The sequence below is a fragment of the Zestomonas ipomoeae genome, assembly GCF_057128665.1.
The window spans coordinates 34,964-55,973 of the sequence record NZ_JBSKHQ010000021.1 but is presented as its reverse complement, the minus strand read 5'-3'; the positions used below and the strand labels follow the sequence as shown (position 1 = coordinate 55,973).

17 protein-coding genes are annotated in these 21,010 nt (G+C 67.1%); 13 read left to right on the top strand and 4 right to left on the bottom strand.

Annotated elements, in window-relative coordinates; genetic code table 11:
• Window positions 1–63 precede the first annotated feature (63 nt).
• The gene (hrpB, locus tag ACWKV7_RS19875; protein WP_483859434.1) at window positions 64–2,583 is read right to left on the bottom strand and encodes an ATP-dependent helicase HrpB; all 2,520 of its coding nucleotides are present in this window, start codon (window positions 2,581–2,583) and stop codon (window positions 64–66) included.
• Between the two features lie 153 nt (window positions 2,584–2,736).
• On the opposite strand from hrpB, the gene ACWKV7_RS19870 reads away from it, so the two are divergent.
• From ACWKV7_RS19870 to ACWKV7_RS19835, 8 genes are all read left to right on the top strand, one after another.
• Window positions 2,737–3,153 (top strand): polyribonucleotide nucleotidyltransferase, encoded by a 417-nt coding sequence (locus ACWKV7_RS19870; protein WP_483859433.1) that lies wholly within the window; start codon window positions 2,737–2,739, stop codon window positions 3,151–3,153.
• A complete protein-coding gene (locus ACWKV7_RS19865; protein ID WP_483859432.1) occupies window positions 3,153–3,650 on the top strand; it encodes a DinB family protein in 498 nt (165 codons plus the stop codon). Before ACWKV7_RS19870 ends, ACWKV7_RS19865 begins: the two co-directional genes overlap by 1 nt.
• Window positions 3,647–4,540 (top strand): cation diffusion facilitator family transporter, encoded by an 894-nt coding sequence (locus ACWKV7_RS19860; protein WP_483859431.1) that lies wholly within the window; start codon window positions 3,647–3,649, stop codon window positions 4,538–4,540. Before ACWKV7_RS19865 ends, ACWKV7_RS19860 begins: the two co-directional genes overlap by 4 nt.
• A 319-nt stretch (window positions 4,541–4,859) precedes the next feature.
• Window positions 4,860–5,339, top strand: coding sequence for an Lrp/AsnC family transcriptional regulator (locus ACWKV7_RS19855; RefSeq protein ID WP_483859430.1), 480 nt, complete (start codon window positions 4,860–4,862; stop codon window positions 5,337–5,339).
• 147 nt (window positions 5,340–5,486) lie between these two features.
• Window positions 5,487–5,690 carry a DUF2788 domain-containing protein gene (locus ACWKV7_RS19850; RefSeq protein WP_483859429.1) on the top strand — a complete coding sequence of 68 codons (204 nt, stop codon included), beginning with the start codon at window positions 5,487–5,489 and terminating at the stop codon, window positions 5,688–5,690.
• Between the two features lie 78 nt (window positions 5,691–5,768).
• The gene (locus tag ACWKV7_RS19845) at window positions 5,769–6,332 is read left to right on the top strand and encodes a DUF4136 domain-containing protein (RefSeq protein ID WP_483859428.1); all 564 of its coding nucleotides are present in this window, start codon (window positions 5,769–5,771) and stop codon (window positions 6,330–6,332) included.
• Between the two features lie 8 nt (window positions 6,333–6,340).
• Window positions 6,341–6,841: an N-acetyltransferase family protein gene (locus tag ACWKV7_RS19840; protein ID WP_483859427.1), complete on the top strand. Its 501-nt coding sequence runs from the start codon at window positions 6,341–6,343 to the stop codon at window positions 6,839–6,841.
• 13 nt (window positions 6,842–6,854) lie between these two features.
• Window positions 6,855–7,436, top strand: coding sequence for a GrpB family protein (locus ACWKV7_RS19835; RefSeq protein ID WP_483859426.1), 582 nt, complete (start codon window positions 6,855–6,857; stop codon window positions 7,434–7,436).
• Here the strand turns inward: ACWKV7_RS19835 and ACWKV7_RS19830 are convergent.
• The gene (locus ACWKV7_RS19830) at window positions 7,433–8,569 is read right to left on the bottom strand and encodes an AAA family ATPase (RefSeq protein WP_483859425.1); all 1,137 of its coding nucleotides are present in this window, start codon (window positions 8,567–8,569) and stop codon (window positions 7,433–7,435) included. The genes ACWKV7_RS19835 and ACWKV7_RS19830 overlap by 4 nt on opposite strands.
• A 6-nt stretch (window positions 8,570–8,575) precedes the next feature.
• Window positions 8,576–9,433, bottom strand: a complete 858-nt coding sequence (locus ACWKV7_RS19825; RefSeq protein ID WP_483859424.1) for an RNA ligase family protein — start codon at window positions 9,431–9,433, stop codon at window positions 8,576–8,578.
• A gap of 315 nt (window positions 9,434–9,748) precedes the next feature.
• On the opposite strand from ACWKV7_RS19825, the gene pbpG reads away from it, so the two are divergent.
• Both pbpG and ACWKV7_RS19815 read left to right on the top strand, forming a co-directional pair.
• On the top strand, window positions 9,749–10,675 hold the full coding sequence (gene pbpG, locus ACWKV7_RS19820) for a D-alanyl-D-alanine endopeptidase (protein ID WP_483859423.1): 927 nt from the start codon (window positions 9,749–9,751) through the stop codon (window positions 10,673–10,675).
• A gap of 102 nt (window positions 10,676–10,777) precedes the next feature.
• Window positions 10,778–11,800: an SRPBCC family protein gene (locus ACWKV7_RS19815; protein WP_483859422.1), complete on the top strand. Its 1,023-nt coding sequence runs from the start codon at window positions 10,778–10,780 to the stop codon at window positions 11,798–11,800.
• A gap of 581 nt (window positions 11,801–12,381) precedes the next feature.
• Here the strand turns inward: ACWKV7_RS19815 and ettA are convergent.
• Complete coding sequence (gene ettA / locus ACWKV7_RS19810; RefSeq protein ID WP_483859421.1) at window positions 12,382–14,049, bottom strand: energy-dependent translational throttle protein EttA; 1,668 nt, start codon at window positions 14,047–14,049, stop codon at window positions 12,382–12,384.
• A gap of 326 nt (window positions 14,050–14,375) precedes the next feature.
• On the opposite strand from ettA, the gene ACWKV7_RS19805 reads away from it, so the two are divergent.
• The 3 genes from ACWKV7_RS19805 (at window position 14,376) to glyA (ending at window position 21,005) form a co-directional block, all read left to right on the top strand.
• On the top strand, window positions 14,376–18,509 hold the full coding sequence (locus ACWKV7_RS19805) for a sensor domain-containing protein (protein WP_483859420.1): 4,134 nt from the start codon (window positions 14,376–14,378) through the stop codon (window positions 18,507–18,509).
• Window positions 18,510–18,555: 46 nt separating this feature from the next.
• Window positions 18,556–19,653, top strand: coding sequence for a hypothetical protein (locus ACWKV7_RS19800; protein ID WP_483859419.1), 1,098 nt, complete (start codon window positions 18,556–18,558; stop codon window positions 19,651–19,653).
• 98 nt (window positions 19,654–19,751) lie between these two features.
• Window positions 19,752–21,005: a serine hydroxymethyltransferase gene (glyA, locus tag ACWKV7_RS19795; protein WP_483859418.1), complete on the top strand. Its 1,254-nt coding sequence runs from the start codon at window positions 19,752–19,754 to the stop codon at window positions 21,003–21,005.
• Window positions 21,006–21,010: the final 5 nt, after the last annotated feature.

Sequence of the window (21,010 nt, the reverse complement as noted above, 5' to 3'; positions counted from 1 at the left end):
GAACAGTACGGCGCTCCTCGTTGGGCTTCGCTCAACGCCAACCTGCGGGCCAGCCCCGCGCCCTCACTTGCGCGGCTTGGCCCGTGCGGTGGGTTCGGCGATCAGCGGGTCGTCCGGCCAGTAGTGCTTGGGATAGCGGCCCTTCAAGTCCTTCTTCACCTCGGCGTAGGTATTGGCCCAGAAGCTCGCCAGGTCCTGGGTGACCTGTACCGGGCGGCGCGCCGGGGAGAGCAGGTGCAGCTTGACGATCTGCCGGCCGCCAGCGATGCGCGGGGTGGCGGCCAAGCCGAACAACTCCTGCAGACGCACCGCCAGCACCGGCGGCTCTTCGCTGTAGTCCAGCCCGATGCGCGAGCCGGACGGCACCGCCAGGGCCTTCGGTGCCAACTCGTCTAGGCGTTGCGGCAGCGGCCAGGGCAGCAGGCCCTGGAGGATGCCGCCGAGATCGAGAGCGGCGAAGTGGCTGAGGCGACTGACCTTGCCAAGGAATGGCGCCAGCCACTCTTCCAGGCCGGCGAGCAGCGCCGCGTCGGAAACGTCCGGCCACTCGCTTTCACCCTTTTCGGCCAGATCGAGCCGACGCAGCAGCGCCACCCGCGCCTGCCACTGGCGCAGCTCAGGTGTCCACGGCAGCAGCTCCAGCCCCTTGCGCCGCACCAGCCCGACCAGTGCCCGGCAGCGGGCCTGTTCGTCGAGCCCTGGCAGCGGCTCGCGGCTCAGCACCAGTTCGCCGACCTTGCGCTGGCGCTCGGCGCGCAGCAAACCTTCGCGCTCGTCCCACTCCAGCTCCTCGCGCTGGCTGACCTGTTCGGCCAGCACCGAATCGAACAGCGCCGGATCGAGGTCGGCCGCCAGGTAGATGCGCTCCTCGCGCTGGCCCTGGCGACTGCCGAGGTCGGCGATCACCAGCCATTCATGCTTCATCAGCGCATCCGGTTCGCCGAACTGTGCCGCGCGGCCGTTGGCCAGGCGGTATTCGCCGCCGCCGGCACGGCGCTGGCGGGCGACCCGGTCGGGATAGGCGAACGCCAGCAGCGCGCCCAGCCAGCGCGGGTGATCGGGGTCGGGCACCGGCTCGGTGGCAGCACCGCGCAGGTAGCCACGGTACTGCCTGGCGAGCTGCCGGGCCCGCTGCACGCCACCCTGGGCGCCGCGCGCGGCCTTCTGCTCGCCACCGATCAACGCCAGGCGGCTATGCAGGTCGGCTCCGGCGCCACGCAGGATATCGCGCTCGCCGAGCAGTGCAGCCAGGTCGCAGGCGAGCGCAGCAAGGCCGAGGGCCTGGCCGCGCAGCAGCAGGTGGGCAATGCGCGGGTGGGCCGGCAACTCGGCCATGGCCTGGCCATGGGCGGTCAGCCGGCCCTGCTCATCGAGGGCACCGAGGCGGACCAGCAGGTCGCGGGCCTGGGCATAGGCGGCGGCAGGCGGCGGATCGAGCCAGGCCAGCTCGGCCGGGGTCACGCCCCAGCGCGCCAGTTGCAGCGCCAGCCCGGCCAGGTCGGCCTGGAGGATTTCCGCGCTGCCGTAGGCCGCCAGTTGGTCATGCTGGGCTTGCGACCACAGTCGGTAGCAGACCCCCGGTTCCAGGCGCCCGGCCCGGCCGGCGCGCTGGGTGGCGCTGGCGCGGGAGATGCGCTGGGTGTCCAGGCGGGTCATGGCGCTGCCGGGGTCGAAGCGCGGTACCCGCGCCAGGCCGGCGTCGATGACCACCCGCACGCCGTCGATGGTCAGGCTGGTTTCGGCGATGTTGGTAGCGAGCACCACCTTTCGCGTACCGGCCGGCGCCGGCTCGATGGCCCTGCGCTGGGCGGCCAGGTCCAGCTCGCCATGCAGCGGGCAGAGCAGCACATCGCCGCGCCCCTCGAGCGCCTCGGCCAACTGCTCGTGGACCCGGCGGATCTCGCCCTGCCCCGGCAGGAACACCAGCAGGCTGCCCGGCTCGTCCGCCAGCGCCTGGAGCACCGTCTGCGCGACCCGGCCGTCGATGAACTCGCCGGGCTGGAACGGCCGCCCCCAGCGCGTCTCCACCGGATACATGCGCCCTTCGCTGCGCACCACCGGCGCGTCGTCGAGCAACGCCGACAGCCGCTCGCCCTCCAGCGTCGCCGACATCAGCAGCACCTTCAGCGGGCTGTCCTCGCGGAACATCGCCCGCCCGTTGAGGCTCAGCGCCAGGGCTAGATCGGCGTCAAGGCTGCGCTCGTGGAATTCGTCGAAGATCACCAGGCCGACGCCCTCCAGCGCCGGGTCATCCTGCAGGCGACGGGCGAGAATGCCCTCGGTGACCACTTCGATGCGCGTGCGCGGGCCGACCTTGCTGTCCAGGCGGATGCGATAGCCGACGGTCTCGCCGACCCGCTGGCCGAGTTCCTCGGCCAGGCGCTCGGCGGCGGCACGGGCGGCCAGCCGGCGTGGTTCGAGCATGATGATGGTCTGCCCGGCCAGCCAGGGCTCGTCGAGCAGTGCCAGGGGCACCCGGGTGGTCTTGCCGGCACCGGGCGGCGCCTCCAGCACGGCTTCGTGGCGGGCGGCCAGGGCCTGGCGCAGGGCGGGCAGAACGGCATCGATGGGAAGAGGAGTCATGCGATCTCGGCGTGGCACGGTGGTCTGGCGAGGTGGCCGGCGATTATAGCGGGCGAACGGCCCGCCCTCGGCCGAAGTCTGAATTGCAAGGCGCAGCGGTTTTGCCACAAGCGCCTTGATATAGTTGCGCCCATTTCCAACTGGAGGTGCTCCATGCGCACGCAATCCCGCGTTATCGGCGGCGTTCTCACCGTCACCCTGCTCACTCAACTGGCCGCCTGCGGCACGCTGTTCTTCCCCGACCGCCGCGGACAGATCGAAGGCCAAGTCGACCCGGTGGTGGTCGGCCTGGATGCCATCGGCATTCTCTTCTATGTGATTCCCGGGCTGATCGCCTTCGGCATCGATTTCGCCACCGGCGCCATCTACCTGCCGGACAACAAATATTCGGTCGCGCCGGAGACGCTGCGCGAGGCCATCGGCAGCGACGGCCAGGTGGACAATCGCAAGCTGAAGGCAATCATCGAGCGCGAGACCGGCCAAAGCCTGCCGCTGGACGATCCGCGTCTGATCCGCCACCAGGGCAGTGTCGAGCAGCTTGCCGCCTACGGCCTGCGGCCGGCCGCCTGATGAGCCGGCAGTTCGCGCAGCATCTGGAGCGCCTGCTGGACTACCACGGCTGGGCCTACGCCCGACTGCTGGAAAACCTGCAGGTGCTGGACGACGACCGGTACCGCGCGCCCTGCGGGCTGTTCTTCGGCAGCCTGCACGGCACCCTCAACCACCTGGCGGTCGCCGACCGCATCTGGCTGGCACGCCTGCGCGGCGAGCCGCAGCCGTTCGAGCGGCTGGATGCCGAAGCGGCCGCCGATCGCGCGGCGCTGGGTGCCTACCTCGCCGAAGGCGTGGCCGCCTGGCGCGCGCTGCTGGGCGAACACGACGACGCCAGCCTGGCCGGCGACCTGCACTACCGCAACCTGCGCGGCGATGCGTTCCGCAAGCCGCGGGGCGACCTGGTCCTGCATCTGGTCAACCACGGCACCCACCACCGTGGCCAGATCAGCGCCGCGCTGACGGCCATGGGCCTGCCGGCACCTGTGCTGGATTACCTGTACTTCCTGCCATGATCTCGGCCCAGGAGCAGGCCCGGCTGCTACGCCTGGCCAGCCGCGCATCACTGGCGGTGGCGCTGCTGCTGGTCGCCGCCAAGTCCGCGGCCTGGTGGCTAAGCGGCTCGGTCAGCCTGCTCGCCGGCCTGACCGACTCGCTGCTCGACAGCGCCGCCTCGCTGATCAACCTGTTGGCGATCCACTACGCGCTGCGCCCGGCGGACGACGACCACCGCTACGGCCACGGCAAGGCCGAAGCGCTGGCCGGCCTCGGCCAGGCGGTGTTCATCAGCATCAGTGCGTTGCTGGTCGGCGCCCAGGGCGTGAACCGCCTGCTGCACCCGCAACCGCTGGGCGCGCAGGCTGTCGGCATCGCGGTGATCCTGCTGTCCCTGGTGCTGACCGTCGCCCTGCTGATCCTCCAGCGCCGCGTGGTGCGCCGGACCGGCTCGACGGCCATCCTCGCCGACTCGCTGCATTACCGCTCGGACCTGCTGCTCAACGCCAGCATCCTGCTCGCCCTGGTGCTGGCCAGCTATGGCTGGGAGCGCCTGGATGCGCTGTTCGGCATCGCCATCGCCTTCTACATCCTCTGGAGCGCACTCTCCATCATGCGCCAGTCCGGCGCGGTGCTGATGGACCAGGAACTGCCCGCCGAAGTCAGCCAGCGCATGCACGCGCTGGCCTGCGGGGTACCGGGCGTGCTCGGCGCCCATGACCTGCGCACACGCATCTCCGGGACTCGCTGGTTCGTGCAGTTGCACCTGGAGCTGCCGGACGAACTGCCGTTGGTGCAGGCCCACGCGCTTTGCGACCAGGCGGAGGCGGCGATCCGCCGGGAATTCCCGCGCACCGAGGTCCTGGTGCATGCCGATCCCGCCAGCGTGGTGGCGCAGGGCAAACCCTGACGGCCGCCCAAGAAAAAAGGGAGGCTCGCGCCTCCCCTCGGGAAAATGTCCGCTATTGGCGCTTGTGCCGCCGCTTTCTTTCGCTCGCCTGGTTGGGCGGGCGTGCCCGGGGGCCGTGGCGCTCCGGTAAGAGCGGCGGCGCCGCCGCGCCTGATTGGGCGGGGCGGGTGGACTGCTGTCCGGGCCATGAAACTGAGGGAAAGCTTATCTCGCACACCGCGACCAATGATTGCTAAAGTTGCCAGCATGAGATCGAATTGCGCAATAAAAATCCAATTTTCGATCAATTCACGCAACTCATAGAGAAGATAACACCGACATGGACAAACTGGACCGCTACGACCTGCGCATTCTCAGCGAGCTGCAGCACGACGCGCGCATTTCCAACCAGGAACTGGCCGAGCGCATCGGCCTGTCGCCCTCGCCCTGCTCACGGCGGGTCAAGCAGCTAGAGGACGACGGCTACATCGTGCGCCAGGTGGCGCTGCTGGATCGCAAGAAGCTCGGCCTGACCCTGACCGCCTACGTGCTGATCGGCATGGATCGGCATACCCCGGAACGCTTCGAGCGCTTCGAGACGGCCATCCGGCAATGCCCGGAAGTGCTCGAGTGCAGCCTGGTCACCGGCATGGAAGCGGACTACCAGTTGAAGGTGGTGGTGCCGGACATGGACCACTACCAGAAATTCCTGCTCGGCCAGCTGACCCGCATCGAGGGTGTCTCCAGCGTGCGTTCCAGCTTCGTGCTCAACCAGGTACTGGCCAGCACCGAGTTGCCGCTGCAACACCTGCGCGACTGATCGTCGCACGGCTGCTCGCTCGTCGCTCTCGGCCACCCCGGGTATAATCGCCGCCGCTTTGCTGTGGCCCCTTCGCGTGAACCCGACCATCCTCGTCCGCTGTCATAGCAATTATCCGTGCCAATCGATTCAGTAGTGGAGGCAGCGATGGACCCCGAAGTGTTCGAAGAGTGGATGATGACCGGCTTGATCGGCGCGCTGGTGCTGTTCATGGCATTCATCGTCTGGGACCTGGCGAAGAAGTCCAAGGCCGGCCGTTTCGGCACCTTCATCCTGTTCCTCGCCCTTGGCCTCGGCGTGCTCGGCTTCGTCATCAAGACCCTGGTGATCGGCGGCCTGGAAGGCATGTAGGTCGGCAGGCGACACATTCTCCTTGCCGCTGGCGGCGCCTTGGGTTTGCATAGGGCTTCTCGCTTCAGGAGATCCGCCATGCGTGCCCGCCTGCTGTTGCTGCCCCTGTTTCTGCTCCTGGCGGCCTGCCAGACCGCAAGGGTCGACCGCGACTACGACCAGAACCGCGACTTCGCCGCCTATCGCAGCTGGAGCTGGAAAGAACCGGCACTGCGCTACCAGCCGGAAGACCCGCGCAGGCAGAGCGACCTCACCGAGCAACGGGTGCGCGAAGCGGTCGCCGAGCAGCTCGACCAGCGCGGCCTGCGCCCGGCACCCGCGGGCAACGGTGGCGACCTCCTGGTGCAGGCCTGGATGATCGTCGACCAGCGCCAGGACCAGGTCAGCATCAACCATGGCGGCATGTGGGGCGGCCCCTGGGGAGGCTACTGGTGGGGCGGCCCGTCCTACGTGGAAACCCGCACGCTGGACTACCAGGTCGGCACCTTGCAGATCGACCTGTACGATGCCGGGGACGGCAAGCTGGTCTGGCGCGGCAGCACCGAGCACATCCTGCGCGACAGCGCACAGACACCGGACGAACGCATGGCCGCCATCCGCCAGATGGTCGCCAGAGTGCTCGCGCACTACCCACCGCATTAGGAACCCCGATGGACCTCAGTACCCCGGCCCTCGGCCACCGCCCCGCCGTAGCCGCCGACCTGGCGGACATCGCCAGCTTCCCGCAGAGCGCCGACGAGCTGTTCTTCTGCTATCCCAAGGCCGACTGGCCGCTGAGCGTCGGCCAACTGGCCGCCGCCATCGCCGAGCGCCGCGACAGCACCGTCGCCCTGCTCGGTGGGCGCGTCGCCGGCTTCGCCAACTTCTACCAGTGGCACCACGGCGAATCGTGCGCGCTCGGCAACCTGATGGTGGCGCCCTGGGCCCGCGGCCAGGGCGTCGCCGGCTACCTGATCGGCGTGATGGAGCAATTGGCCCGCGAGCACTTCAAGGCCAAGGCCATGCACGTCTCCTGCTTCAACGCCAACGCCGCCGGCTTGCTGCTCTACCAGCGACTGAACTATCGCCCCAGCGGCATCGTCGAACGCCACGATACCCAGGGCCGGCGCGTGGCCCTGATCCAACTGCAGAAAGACCTGCAACAGAGCTGACGCGGAGGCTCCGTTGAACGATGCCCACCCGCGGCCACCTATGCTGGACGGCCGTTTCCCACAGCCCCCGATCCATATCGCCGAAGCCGATCCGGATTGGCCGCTGCGTTATCGCGAGGAAGCCGCGGCGATCCACGCGCAGCTCGTCGACCATGGCATCCACGGCGTACGCCTGGAGCACTTCGGCAGCACCGCGGTGGCGGGCTTGGCCGCCAAGCCGATCATCGACATCCTGCTGCTACCGCCGCCGGACTGCGACTGGCAGCGCCTGGCGGCACCGCTGGAAGCCCTCGGCTATCGGCTGGAGCGGAGCAACGCCGAGCCGCCGCGACTGTTCTTCGTCAAGCAGCCTGGCGGCCAAGGCGAGCACAGCCATCACCTGCATGTGCTGACCCTGGGCGAGGCCGACCTGCACCTGCGCTTTCGCGATCATCTGCGGCGCTTTCCGGAAGATGCCGCCGCCTATGCCGCGCTCAAGCGCAACCTGGCAAACCGCCACGGCAGCGACCGCGACGCCTACACCCGCGGCAAGGACGCGTTCATAGCCGCCCTGCTCGGCCAGGAAAGCGCCCAGCCGCAGACGCCGGAAGGCTAGGCCAGGTATTCGACCCAATGCGCCTCGGTCGGCAACGGCACCTCCCACTTGAACAACATGCGCCGCAGATCCGCGTTGCGCAGCGAGCTGTCCCGCCGGTTGTTGCGCCGATACAGCTCCGCCTCGGGCCGCTCCAGGTAAACCAGACGCACGCGGGCCTGGTAGGCATAGAGCAGGTCGAGGGTTTTCGCGCGCATCTGGGCCGACAGGTGCGTGGAGTTCCAGACGAAGGGCTGGCGCGTCCGCAGTAGCGCCTTCGCCCGGTCGATGGCGAAATGCGCCGCGGCACCTTCGTTCTCGCCATGGCGCAATCCCAGGGCCTCCCGCGCATCGTCGAACGACACCACCGGCCACTCCGGACAATGGCGGGCAACCCAGGTGTTCTTGCCGCTCGCCGGCAGGCCCGCCAGCATGATCACCTCGGAGCCCTCCGGCTCGTGCAGGGCGTAGTCCGGATGCACCCGCGCGCCGCGAAAGTACTGCACCCGGGTGTAGTCGTCGGCGAACGCGCGCGGCCCATGAAGGCAACCCTCTTCCGCCGCCAGCTCGCGGAACAGTTCGATCTCCGCCAGCACGTCGGCCTTGCCCCGGTAGTCGCGCCCCTGCATGTCCGCCTCCGCCACGCTGCACAGCATCCACAGCGGTAACTCCCAGGACAGCTTGTGCAGGATGAATTCCGCCGACTGCCCGTTGCGAGTACCGCTCAGGGCGAAGAACGGCACCTGGTGCACAGCGATGATGCGGCAGATCGCTTCGCGCAGCGCGAACGGCACCCCGGCGCGCCAGAGCAGCAGGCGGGCGTCCACCGCGCCGCGCCGGGAATGGCCCGGCTGGCCGATACGGCCGCTATCGGGATCGATCACCGTGGTGTCCGGCTTGGCGATGTCGTGCAGCAGCGCGGCCATGAACAGCACGAAGCGCTGCTCCTCGCTGGCGCTGGCGTAGTCGCGCTGGGCCAGCAGGGCGTCCACCACCATGCCGGTGTGGGTCCAGACATCGCCTTCGGCGTGATAGAGCGGGTCCTGCGGGGTTTGCGCCAGGCGGCCGAGCGTCGGCAATGCCGCCAGCCAGGCCTGCCGGTCGAGCGTGCCGCCGGGGGCGGCGACCAATGTTTTCAGCTGTGAATAATCCATATCGATCTACTCCGTATTGGGGCCCGGCCAGCCGAGCGCCAGGGTCGGCGCGTACAGGTCGGCGCCCGCGGCAAGCTGGTTGGGGATGAACGGCTGGTCCGCGTGGTGCTGCCCGGCCTCTTCGATGGCCTGGATGAAGTCCCGGCGCACCCACTTCAGGCGCCCCAGGGTATGCGCCGGGTCTTCCAGCTTCAGGTACAGGCCCTCCATGCGCCGCGAACGATCGCACTGGCGCCAGGCACGCTCCAGGTCCAGCCCCTCGCGCCGTACCACCTGTTCGAAACGCTGCTGCCAGTGCGCGGACTTGCCCAGCGAGTCGCCGACCAGCGCCAGCAGCTCCGCCAGGCTGGCCGGGGCCGGACCGCAATGCAGCACCGGCACCGACAGCACCGGGCCGCCCTGCAGCAACGCGTGGCGCGCCGGGGTGGACAGAAAGCAGTCCTGGCGGCGATCCCAGATATCGAACTCGCAGAAGTAGTGCGGCAACTGGTCGTAGAACACCGAGTGCTTCTTGTGCAGCCATTCGCCGTAGAGCACGTAGCGGTCTTCCAGGCGTTCCAGCAACCAGTGCTCGTGGGCCACCGCCCACTGCTTGAACAGGTTGAACTGGCGCTCGCGGCCGCCGCCGGTGAGGTAATGGCCGCGGGACTGCAGCAGCAGCTCGCCCGCTGGCGAAAAACTGACGGCGGCATTGGCACCGTCGAGTTTCTCCTCGACCACCAGCCAGCGGCCGATCAGCTCGCGATACGGGACCTGGCCGGCATCGCTATCGCCGGTCTGTAGACGGGAGCCCTGCAGGTGCGGGGTGCGTGGGTATTTGAGCAGCTCGATGCTCTGCGCATAGGCGCGAAAATCCATGTTCATGGGTCTTCTCCGTAACGATCAGGAAAAAACCGACGACAGGACTGGGCAAGCGGGATGCGTGTGCTCCGCGCGGGCGCGGGCAGCCATCAGGCAAGATGGACCGTCGTCGGTATCAGGCGAGTTGGCTGAGGCGGGGCACGTCGTTCACCACTGGAGCAGGAGGTGGAAAAAGGGGCGGCAATTGAACGGCAGAAGCGCCGCCCGGTCAAGCCGTCGCCCTTGAAAAAAGCCGACCAGCGACCCCTTCCCCTGTGGCAGCGGATATCTATACTGCGCAGCGCCATAGCAGCAGCCCCGGAGGCGATAGGTCATCCTGTGAAAACATTTCGTTCGCGACCGGGCCTGCTGGCTCTTTGCACGGGGCTGATTCTCGCCCTCGGCCTGGCCACCGCCGACGCGGCCAAGACGGCAGCGCCGGCCAAGCTGGAACTGGCTTCCGGCAGCGCCCTGGTGGTCGACCTGCAGAACGGTGCCGAGCTGTTCGCCCAGAACCCCGACCGCGTGGTGCCGATCGCCTCGCTGACCAAGCTGATGACCGCCGTGGTGACGCTGGACGGCAAGCAATCGCTGGATGAGCAGCTGGCGGTGTTCAACCACGCGGACCCCGCGCTGCGCACCGTGTTTTCGCGGGTCCGCGTCGGCAGCCAATTGAGCCGGCGCGGACTGCTGCAACTGACGCTGATGGCCTCGGAAAACCGCGCGGCGGCGACCCTGGCCCATCACTACCCCGGCGGAACCGCTGCTTTCGTCAAGGCGATGAACGCCAAGGCCAAGGCGCTGGGCATGCACCACAGCCACTTCGTCGAGCCCTCCGGCCTGGACAGCGGCAACGTGTCCACCGCGCGCGACCTGCTGCTGTTGCTGAAGGCTGCCCAGCGCTACCCGCAGATCCTCGCGGCAAGCACCACCGCCCAGCAAAGCGTGGCCTTCAGCCATCCCCACTACAGCCTCGGCTTCTTCAACACCAATCCGTTGGTGCGCAACGGCAACTGGCAGATTCGCCTGAGCAAGACCGGTTTCCACAACGAGGCCGGCCGCTGCCTGGTGATGCTGACCACGATGGCCAATCGTCCGGTGGCCGTGGTGCTGCTCGACGCCTTCGGCAAGTACACCCACGTCGCCGACGCCAACCGCCTGCGCCGCTGGCTGGAAACCGGCGCGGTGACACCGGTGCCGGTGGCGGCCCGCAACTACCGGCGGCAGAAGGACCTGCAGCTCAAGCAGGCCCAGGCGGCGCAGTGACGCCCAACCATCTGCGCAACAGCTCACACTTGGCGGGCAGAATGCCACCCTTGCCCGGCCGGGCCCGGTATCCTGCCCGCCTGGTAGCCAGGAGCCCATCGCATGGAAGTCAAGTCCACCCCCGCTGAACACACTCACTCCGCCCTGCCCTTTTCCGCCTGGCTGCCGTTCGGCCTGGGCGCCGCCTATGGGTTGCTGGTCCGCCTGGTGTTCTTCCTTCTGGCGCTGACGCCCTTCAAGGACGACTTCAGCGTCATGGGCGCCGCCTTTCTCCTCGGCACTCCGTTCGCCATCGGCGCCATCACCGTGTACCTCGCGGAGCGCCAGGCCAGGCGCAGCTGGATGTACTACGCCTTCGCCCCGTGGCTGTCCGTCGTGCTGTGTACCGCGGGCGCCGGCGTGGCATTACTGGAGGGCATGATCTGCATGGTCATGGCGCTGCCCCTGTTCATGGCCATCGGCTCGCTGGGCGGCCTGGTGATGGGCGCGATCTGCCGCCAGCGCAACCGGCCGCTACGCACCCTGCAGAGCATTTCCCTGCTACCGCTGTTGCTGGTCCTGGGCGAAGGCCTGGTTCCGGCCAACGATGGCATCACCCGGCTGGAGCGCAGCGTGTTCATCGATGCGCCGCCGGCGCAGGTCTGGCCGCTAATCCTCAATCCCAGCGACATGCACCTCGAGGAGGTCAAGCACGGCCTTGCCTACCGCATCGGCCTGCCCCACCCGGTACAGGCCCGCACCCTGGACGAGCGCGTGGGCGGCGTGCGCCGCTCCACCTGGGCCCGCGGCGTGACCTTCGACGAGCGCATCACCGCCTGGGAGCCCCAGCGGCGGATCGCCTGGACCTACGAGTTCCGCCCCGACTCCTTCCCGCCCGGCACCATGGACGAACACGTGGTGATCGGCGGCCAGTATTTCGACCTGCTGGATACCGACTACACCCTGATCCCGGAGAACGGCGGCACACGCCTGCAACTCAAGGTCGGCTTCCGCACCACCACCCAGTTCAACTGGTACGCGGCGCCCCTGGGCAAGCTGATGATCGGCGATACCGCCGAGGTGCTGCTGGATTTCTACAAGCACCGGGCGGAAACGCCAGTGCGCGAGCGGGTGGCTGCCCAGTAACGCAACGCCTGGCGCCAGGCCGGCATCCGGGTCTCGATACGCGAGACTTCCCTCCTTCCGGCCTCCTGACGGGGATTCATCCGTGCCTGACAGCCCTGCGGTAAAAGCCAAAAAGCTGAAAAGCCAGCTCCAGCCTGTTTGCTCTAGCTGACGCATAGGTCCCCTCAGGAGGCCAAGCGGAATCGTCGTGGAAGGGGGCGGCCGGGCAGGACGAGCGGCAGGGATGCTGCGAGAGCTGCGATGGGTGGCGCCGCCCAGGCCATGAATGGCCTTTCGCAGAGGGCCGCCTAGGTCGGGCCCCTGGAACGGAGATGCCGGGGCCGGATGTGGGGTGCGTTTTCTTCTTGGTCACGTCCTCTTTGCGCAAACAAGGAAGAAGTGATCGGCCGGGAGGCTGAAACCACGACTACCATCGAAGCACAGCAAGCAGCTAGCGCACGGACCATCAAGCTCAACGAACTCAGACAAACCTGCCAGTCCAGTCTCAAACAGCCCTTCCCCGAAAATTCGCGAAGAATAAAAAACCCCGGCCAATGGCCGGGGCTGTTCAGTGAAATGCGGGACCGAAATCCCGCCGGCGATCACTGCGCCAGTTTCTTGTACTTGACCCGGTGCGGCTGGGCCGCCGCGTCGCCGAGGCGCTTCTTGCGGTCTTCTTCGAACTCGGTGTAGTTGCCTTCGAAGAAGTACACCTTGGAGTCATCCTCGTAGGAAAGGATGTGGGTCGCCACCCGGTCGAGGAACCAGCGGTCGTGGGAGATCACGATGGCCGAGCCGGGGAAGTCCAGCAGGGCCTCTTCCAGCGAGCGCAGGGTTTCCACGTCGAGGTCGTTGGACGGTTCGTCGAGCAGCAGCACGTTGGCGCCCTGCTTCAGGGTCAGCGCCAGGTGCAGACGGCCGCGCTCACCGCCGGAAAGGTCCTTGACGAACTTCTGCTGGTCGGCGCCCTTGAAGTTGAAACGGCCGACGTAGCCGCGGGACGGCACCTCGTAGTTGCCGATCCGGATCATGTCCAGGCCGTCGGATACGGCTTCCCAGACGGTCTTGCCGCCGTCGAGGTCGTCGCGGCTCTGGTCGACGCAGGCCAGTTGCACGGTATCGCCCAGCTCGATGCTGCCGGAGTCCGGTTGTTCCTTACCCATCAGCATGCGGAACAGGGTCGACTTACCGGCACCGTTGCCGCCGATCACGCCGACGATGGCGCCCTTCGGCACGCTGAACGACAGGTCGTCGATCAGCACGCGGTCGCCATAGCCCTTGGTGACGTTCTTGAACTCGATGACCTTGTCGCCCAGGCGCGGGCCGGCAGGAATATAGATCTCGTTGGTTTCGCTGCGCTTCTGGAATTCCTGCGACTGCAGTTCCTCGAAGCGCTGCAGGCGCGCCTTGGACTTGGCCTGACGGGCCTTGGCGCCCTTACGCACCCACTCCAGTTCTTCCTTCATGGCCTTCTCGTGGGCCGACTGCTGCTTGGATTCCTGTGCCAGGCGGGCAGACTTGGCCTCCAGCCAGCCGGAGTAGTTGCCCTCGTAGGGAATGCCGGCGCCGCGGTCGAGTTCGAGAATCCAGCCGGCGACGTTGTCGAGGAAGTAGCGGTCGTGGGTGATCGCCACCACGGTACCGGGGAAGTCGTGCAGGAAGTGCTCCAGCCAGGCCACCGAGTCGGCGTCCAGGTGGTTGGTCGGTTCGTCCAGCAGCAGCATGTCGGGGGCCGACAGCAGCAGGCGGCACAGTGCCACGCGGCGCTTCTCGCCGCCGGACAGGTGGCCGACGCGGGTATCCCACGGCGGCAGGCGCAGGGCGTCGGCGGCGACTTCCAGCTGGCGCTCGAGGTTATGGCCGTCCGAGGCTTGCAGGATCGCTTCCAGGCGCGCCTGCTCGGCGGCCAGCTTGTCGAAATCGGCATCCGGTTCGGCATAGGCGGCATAGACCTGGTCCAGCTGGGCCTGGGCGTCCTTGATGCGGCTCACCGCCTCCTCGACCACTTCGCGCACGGTCTTTTCCGGGTCCAGTTGCGGTTCCTGGGGCAGGTAGCCGACGTTGATACCGGGCATGGCGCGGGCTTCGCCGTCGAACTCGGTGTCGACCCCGGCCATGATGCGCAGCAGGGTGGACTTGCCCGCGCCGTTCAGGCCGAGCACGCCGATCTTGGCGCCGGGGAAGAACGACAGGGAGATGTTCTTGAGAATTTCCCGCTTCGGCGGCACGACCTTGCTCAGCCGATGCATGGTGTAGACGTATTGAGCCATGGATAACCTTGGTCTTGGGCAGGTAAGGAGAAAAGCGGCTGGTGCGGGGACGGGGCCGTGATCGGCACCAAATGCCCACGCGCGCGTGCGGCAAAGCTACCGGAATGCACGGCGCAGAGCAAACGACGCCCGTCGGCATAGCTGGCACTTCGCCACATTTCCGGGCATGCTAGCCGGTCCGTGTCGGAGCCTCGTCCGTCAGCCGCCTGCCATTTCGCAGTTACCGCAGGATCAGTTTGGTGCCAAAGCCGTTTCCTCTCCCGCTTCCGTCTGCCAGGGCTTGGCGCGGCTCCCTCAGGGGCATCCTGCTGACGCTGGTGCTGCTGATGCTGGCGTTGTTGTTCTGGCAGCTGCTGGAGGAGTTCCAACAACGGCAGGACAACCAGCGCCAGCTAAGCCTCGCCTATAGCCGGCAACTGGCCGACAACCTGAGCCTGAGCATGCAGCTCAAGGCCCACGCCGGCCTCGCCCTGCTGCACGAGACCGCACCGCAACAGCCCTCGCCGAGCGAGCAGGCAGCCGCCCTGGCGGCACTGCGGGAGGTCTTCCCGACGCTGCAAAGCCTGGTCTGGCTCGACCCGCAGGGCACGATGCTGGCCGACAGCGACCCCGCCGTCGACGATGCCGCGGTACTCGCCGGGCTGCTCGCGCGCCATCGCGGCAAGACCTATCACTTCGCCTTCGATGCCACCGCCGGCGGCGAGGTCTACCTGTTGCTGCGCCAGGCCCGCGACATCCGCCAGAGCGGCTACTGGGTGCTTCGCCTGTCGCCGGAGGCGCTGCGCGACTGGCTGCAGAAGAACCACGTCAGCGAGCACCAGTGGTTGCTGGAAGACCTGCCCAGCCAGCGGGTGATCGCGCGCCAGCCACGCCTGGAAACGGCGCTCGGCTCGCCGGTGAACGCCCAGGAATTGAGCCAGAGCATTCTGCTCGCGCCGCTGGCCGGCAGCGACTGGCAGTTGCGCGCGCTGTTCGACCAACATCAGGCGCGCCTGCAACTACTGCCGGACATGGCCGCCAAGTTCCTGCTCTTCGTCTTCTGCAGCGGGCTGACGCTGCTTGCCCTCTATGGCCTGCACCGCGAACAGCGCACCCTGCGCCGGCTCAACGCCAACTCGCGACGCTCGCTGCACTACGCCGACAGCGCGCTGCGGGCCATCGAGGAGCGGGTGCTGGTCACCGACCATGCCAGCCGGGTGCGCTACCTGAATCCGCAGGCCGAACAGCTGTTCGGCCTGACCACCGCCGAGGCCCAGGGCCGCAACCTGCTGGAGCTGCTGCCCAACCTCGACCCCCTGTTGTTGCATGGCCCCGGCCTGCCCCACGACTTCGGCCCGGATCTGGTTGAAGTCGCGCAGCAGGGCGCGGTACGCCTGTGCGCGGTGACCCGCAGCGACCTCAGCGAAGGCCATAAGCATGCCGGCCACGTCTGGGTGCTGCGCGATATCACCGAGCAGCAGCAGGCCCTGCGCGTGCTGCAGGAAACCCGCCGGCGCTATCAGGACATTTTCGAAGGCACCGGCATCGCGCTCTGCGTGCTCGACCTGGCCGGGCTGCGGCAGTTCCTGCGCGACCAGCGCCTGCGCGACGAAGAGTCCCTGGCCGACTGGCTGGAGGCCCACCCCGAACGGCATCTGGAACTGCTGCAGCGCCTGCGCGTGACCGAGGCCAACCAGGTGGCACTGCGCCTGCTCGGCGTGACCACGCCGGAACAGGCCTGGAAGCTGCTGATCGGCTGCGGCCGGCTGAGCACCGGCGGCATCCGCTTCCAACTGATCGCCGCAGTGCTCGGCGCCCAGCACCAGCTGGAGCTGGAATGCCGGGTAGTCACCCCGCAAGGCCATGAGCGCCACCTCTGGCTGGTGCTGCGCCTGCCGGAGATGATCCAGGATTACCATGCGGTGACCCTGAGCATCAGCGACATCACCAGCCGCAAGCGCATCGAGCTGTCGCTGGTCGAGCGCGAGCGCTTCTGGTCGGATGTGGTGCGCTCGATCCCGGACACCCTCTACGTGCATGACATCCCCGGCAAGCGGGTGATGTTCAGCAACGACCGCCTCGGCCCGCAACTTGGCTACAGCAAGGCCGAGCTGCGCCAGATGGGCGAGCTGTTCTGGGAAGACATCCTGCACCCTGACGATCGGGAGCTGTACCACCGGGTGCGCAACCTGCAACAGGTGGTCGGCGATGGCCTGCTGCTGCAGTCGCAGCTGCGCTGGCGCCATCGCGACGGCACCTGGCACTGGTTCGACATTCGCGAGCAGGCGCTGTCCCGCGACAGCCAGGGGCGCGTCAGCCGGCTGATCGGCGTGGCCAAGGATGTCACCGAACAGATCGAGGCCAGCGAATCGCTGCGCGACAGCGAGCAGCGCTATCGCCTGCTGGCGGAAAGCATCAGCGACGTGATCTTCACCAGCGACGAGAACCTGCAGCTGAACTACGTCAGTCCATCGGTTGAACCGGTGCTCGGCTACAGCCCGGACTGGCTCATCGCCAACGGCTTCCACAGCACCGCCGCCAACCCGCACCAGCTGGCCAGCCTGTACCAGCTGCTGGACCGGGTACGCGCCGCCCTCGGCAACCCCCAGCGCCAGGCCGAGCTGCGCAGCGAGTTCAAGCCGCAGCTGTTTCTCTTCGACTGCATTCGCGCCGACGGCCACAAGCTGCCGGTGGAGCTGCGCATCGTACCGATGTGGGACGAGCACAGCCGCTTCGAGGGATTGCTCGGCGTCGGCCGCGACGTTTCCCAGCAACGCCGCGCGGAAAAGGAACTGCGCATGGCCGCCACGGTGTTCGAGCACTCCACGGCCGCCATCCTGGTCACCGACCCGGCCGGCTACATCGTGCAGGTCAACAAGGCCTTCAGCCGCATCACCGGCTACTCGCCGGCCCAGGTCCTCGATCAGATGCCGAGCATGCTCACCGCCGACCGCCAGCAGGCCAACCAGCTCAGCTACATCCTCACCCAGCTCAACCAGCGCGGCAGCTGGGAAGGCGAGATCTGGCTCAAGCGCAAGAACGGCGACAGCTATCCGTCCTGGGTCGGCATCACCGCCGTGCAGGACGACGAAGGCGACCTGGTCAGCTACGTCTGCTTCTTCAGCGACATCAGCGAGCGCAAGGCCAGCGAGCAGCGCATTCACCGCCTGGCCTACTACGACGCCCTCACCCATCTGCCCAACCGCACGCTGTTCCAGGATCGCCTGCACACCGCGCTGCAGCAGGCCGAACGGCACGAGCGCTGGGTGGTGCTGATGTTCCTCGATCTCGACCGTTTCAAGCCGATCAACGACTCCCTCGGCCACGCCGCCGGCGACCGCATGCTCAAGGAAGTGGCGCAGCGCCTGGCCGCCTGCGCCGACGAGGACGACACCGTGGCGCGCATGGGCGGCGACGAGTTCACCCTGCTGTTGCGTGCCAGCAACAGCCAGGAAGGCGCGCTGAATCGGGCGATCCATGTCTCCGAACAGATACTCGCCAGCCTGGCACGCCCCTTTGTGCTCGAAGGCCGCGAATTCTTCGTCACCGCCAGTATTGGCATCGCCCTCAGCCCGCAGGACGGCAGCGAGCTGAGCCAGTTGATGAAGAACGCCGACACGGCCATGTACCACGCCAAGGAACGCGGCAAGAACAACTTCCAGTTCTACCAGGCGGACATGAACGCCAGCGCCCTGGAGCGCCTGGAACTGGAAAGCGACCTGCGCCACGCGCTGGAACAGGGCGAGTTCGAGCTGTACTACCAGCCGCAATTCTCCGGCGACGGCAAGCGCCTGACCGGTACCGAGGCGCTGCTGCGCTGGCAGCATCCGCGCCGCGGGCTAGTGCCGCCAGGCCAGTTCATCCCGGTGCTGGAAGAACTCGGCCTGGTGGTACAGGTCGGCGACTGGGTCCTGGCCGAGGCCTGCAACCAGCTCAAAGCCTGGCACCAGGCCAAGGTGCGGGTACCGAAGATCTCGGTGAACCTGTCCGCCCGCCAGTTCGCCGATGGCCAACTGGGCATGCGCATCGCGCGCATCCTCGACGCCGCCGGCATTCCCCCGGCCTGCCTGGAGCTGGAACTGACCGAAAGCATCCTGATGCGCGATGTCGGCGAAACCATGCAGATCCTCGAAGGCCTCAAACGCCTGGGGCTGTGCATTGCGGTGGACGATTTCGGCACCGGCTACTCGTCGCTCAATTACCTCAAGCAGTTCCCCATCGACGTGCTGAAGATCGACCGCAGCTTCGTCGACGGCCTGCCCCATGGCGAGCAGGACGCCCAGATCGCGCGCGCCATCATCGCCATGGCCCATAGTCTGAGCCTGGCGGTGATCGCCGAAGGCGTGGAAACCGAGGAGCAACTGGAGTTCCTGCGCGAGCACGACTGCGACGAAGTGCAGGGCTTCCTCTGCGGCCGCCCGATGAGCGCCGCGGACTTCCAGGCGCATTTCGGCGGCGCGGAGCTGTTTGTGCTCAGTTGAGCGACGCGGGTATGCTCGCGCGCCGTTTTCAAGGAAGAACGCCACCGTGCCCGACAACGACCTGAGCGAAGCCGACTTCGCCGCCCTTGCCGCCAACTACCCCGACCTCTACCCCGCTCGCTGGAAGAAGGCGCAGCGTATCCGCACCCACGTGGTGCTGGAGATCGACTACCAACTGATGGTCAGCGCCGGCTTCACCTCCACCGATGCGCACGCGCCGGTGGAGGTTCGCCGTTGGAAGCGAGCGGTGATCCGCGAGGACCACTCCACCCTGGCCGGCGTGCGCTTGCATGTACCGAAACGCCTTCAGGCACTGCTCAGCCTGTCCCACAGCATTCACCTCGACTGCCTGAGGTGGGGCGACGAGGCCTGGCTGCTGGCCTTCGATTGCCCGCACGTGGCTGGTCTGCGGCATGACCTGCTCGCCGAATGGCAGTCGCTCTCGGCCATGCAGCCGCTGCGCCGATTGAATGCGGAGGAAGAACAGGTCTATGCGCCTTCGGAAGAGCCCCCAGGGGATAAAAACCAGGCGAACTGGATGATCTTCGCCATCGTCATCATGTGCGGCGGAATGCTGCTCCTGTCCCAGGTCGGAGCGGGATTCCTGGGCCTGCTGCCCCTGAGCATCGGGCTATACATCTTTCTCTGGCAGATGCGGCTGGAGATATTCCCAGCCAAGCGATCCGGCTGGCTGCTGCCCATCGCACACCCTCTGGAGCGCATTCCCCTGCGCATCGAAACCCCCGCCTACTGGTATCACTGCGGCGAACTGCTGCTCAAGCAAGACAATCACGTGCTCGAACCGAACGAGGGCTATGGCGGACTCCTCTATGTGGACACAAGCCCAGGTCATTTGCAGATCCGGCTGGCTCGCATCGGCCAACGGCTGATGGCCTGGCCCTGCCGCGAAACCTTTGTCGCCTACCTGCGGTTCTCTACGGAATGCCCACTAGTCGTGATGCCGCTAATCCTTCTGGCAATGGTTTGCTCGCTTCAATTGCTAAACCTGGGCTCCGAGAGCTTCGATCCCTGGCTGCTGGGCTACAGCCTGCTCGGCGCCGGCATCCTCGCCGTCTACCGATATCGCTGGATCAGACAAGTGAAGCGCGGCCTGATCGCCTGCTTCGATGAGGCGAGCAAATGAACCCCGCTCGTCCATCCCATGACCGCCGTTCATATGCCTGTTCGCGACGGATGAGGTAGAATTCGCCCCCTCTTTCATCCGCCCAGCTGGGGATTGCCATGTTCAGCCGTGATTTGACCCTTTCCCGTTTCGATGCCGAACTCTTCGCCGCCATGGAGCAAGAAGCCCTGCGCCAGGAAGAGCACATCGAACTGATCGCCTCGGAGAACTACACCAGCCCGGCAGTGATGGAAGCCCAAGGCAGCGTACTGACCAACAAGTACGCCGAAGGCTATCCGGGCAAGCGCTACTACGGCGGTTGCGAATACGTCGACGTGGTCGAGCAGCTGGCCATCGACCGCGCCAAGCAGCTGTTCGGCGCCGACTACGCCAACGTGCAGCCGCACGCCGGCTCCCAGGCCAACAGCGCCGTCTACCTCGCGCTGCTCAACGCCGGCGACACCATCCTCGGTATGAGCCTGGCCCACGGCGGCCACCTGACCCACGGCGCCTCCGTTTCCTCCTCCGGCAAGCTCTACAATGCCGTGCAGTACGGCATCGACGCCAACGGCCTGATCGACTACGACGAAGTCGAGCGCCTGGCGGTCGAGCACAAGCCGAAGATGATCGTCGCCGGCTTCTCCGCCTACTCCCAGGTACTGGACTTCGCCCGCTTCCGCGCCATCGCCGACAAGGTTGGCGCGTATCTGTTCGTCGACATGGCCCACGTGGCCGGCCTGGTCGCCGCCGGCGTGTACCCGAACCCGGTGCCGTTCGCCGACGTGGTCACCACCACCACCCACAAGACCCTGCGCGGCCCGCGCGGCGGCCTGATCCTCGCGCGCAAGAACGAGGAGATCGAGAAGAAACTCAACTCCGCAGTCTTCCCCGGCGCCCAGGGCGGCCCGCTGGAGCACGTGATCGCCGCCAAGGCCGTGTGCTTCAAGGAAGCCCTGCAGCCCGAGTTCAAGGCGTACCAAGAGCAAGTGGTGAAGAACGCCCAGGCCATGGCCCAGGTGTTCATCGACCGCGGCTTCGACGTGGTCTCCGGCGGCACCAAGAACCACCTGTTCCTGCTCAGCCTGATCAAGCAGGACATCACCGGTAAGGACGCCGACGCCGCCCTGGGCCGTGCCTTCATTACCGTCAACAAGAACAGCGTGCCGAACGATCCGCGCTCGCCCTTCGTCACCTCCGGCCTGCGCATCGGTACCCCGGCGGTCACCACCCGCGGCTTCAAGGAAGTCGAGTGCCGCGAGCTGGCCACCTGGATCTGCGACATCCTCGAGCACATGGGTGACGAGAGCGTCGTCGACCGCGTGCGCGGCCAGGTCAAGGACCTCTGCGCGCGCTTCCCGGTGTACGGCAACTAAGCCCT

Coding starts and splice junctions, on each gene's coding strand:
- hrpB (WP_483859434.1), bottom strand. CDS start 2,583: ATGACTCCTCTTCCCATCGATGCCGTTCTGCCCGCCCTGCGCCAGGCC.
- ACWKV7_RS19870 (WP_483859433.1), top strand. CDS start 2,737: ATGCGCACGCAATCCCGCGTTATCGGCGGCGTTCTCACCGTCACCCTG.
- ACWKV7_RS19865 (WP_483859432.1), top strand. CDS start 3,153: ATGAGCCGGCAGTTCGCGCAGCATCTGGAGCGCCTGCTGGACTACCAC.
- ACWKV7_RS19860 (WP_483859431.1), top strand. CDS start 3,647: ATGATCTCGGCCCAGGAGCAGGCCCGGCTGCTACGCCTGGCCAGCCGC.
- ACWKV7_RS19855 (WP_483859430.1), top strand. CDS start 4,860: ATGGACAAACTGGACCGCTACGACCTGCGCATTCTCAGCGAGCTGCAG.
- ACWKV7_RS19850 (WP_483859429.1), top strand. CDS start 5,487: ATGGACCCCGAAGTGTTCGAAGAGTGGATGATGACCGGCTTGATCGGC.
- ACWKV7_RS19845 (WP_483859428.1), top strand. CDS start 5,769: ATGCGTGCCCGCCTGCTGTTGCTGCCCCTGTTTCTGCTCCTGGCGGCC.
- ACWKV7_RS19840 (WP_483859427.1), top strand. CDS start 6,341: ATGGACCTCAGTACCCCGGCCCTCGGCCACCGCCCCGCCGTAGCCGCC.
- ACWKV7_RS19830 (WP_483859425.1), bottom strand. CDS start 8,569: ATGGATTATTCACAGCTGAAAACATTGGTCGCCGCCCCCGGCGGCACG.
- ACWKV7_RS19825 (WP_483859424.1), bottom strand. CDS start 9,433: ATGAACATGGATTTTCGCGCCTATGCGCAGAGCATCGAGCTGCTCAAA.
- ACWKV7_RS19815 (WP_483859422.1), top strand. CDS start 10,778: ATGGAAGTCAAGTCCACCCCCGCTGAACACACTCACTCCGCCCTGCCC.
- ettA (WP_483859421.1), bottom strand. CDS start 14,049: ATGGCTCAATACGTCTACACCATGCATCGGCTGAGCAAGGTCGTGCCG.
- ACWKV7_RS19805 (WP_483859420.1), top strand. CDS start 14,376: ATGCTGGCGTTGTTGTTCTGGCAGCTGCTGGAGGAGTTCCAACAACGG.
- glyA (WP_483859418.1), top strand. CDS start 19,752: ATGTTCAGCCGTGATTTGACCCTTTCCCGTTTCGATGCCGAACTCTTC.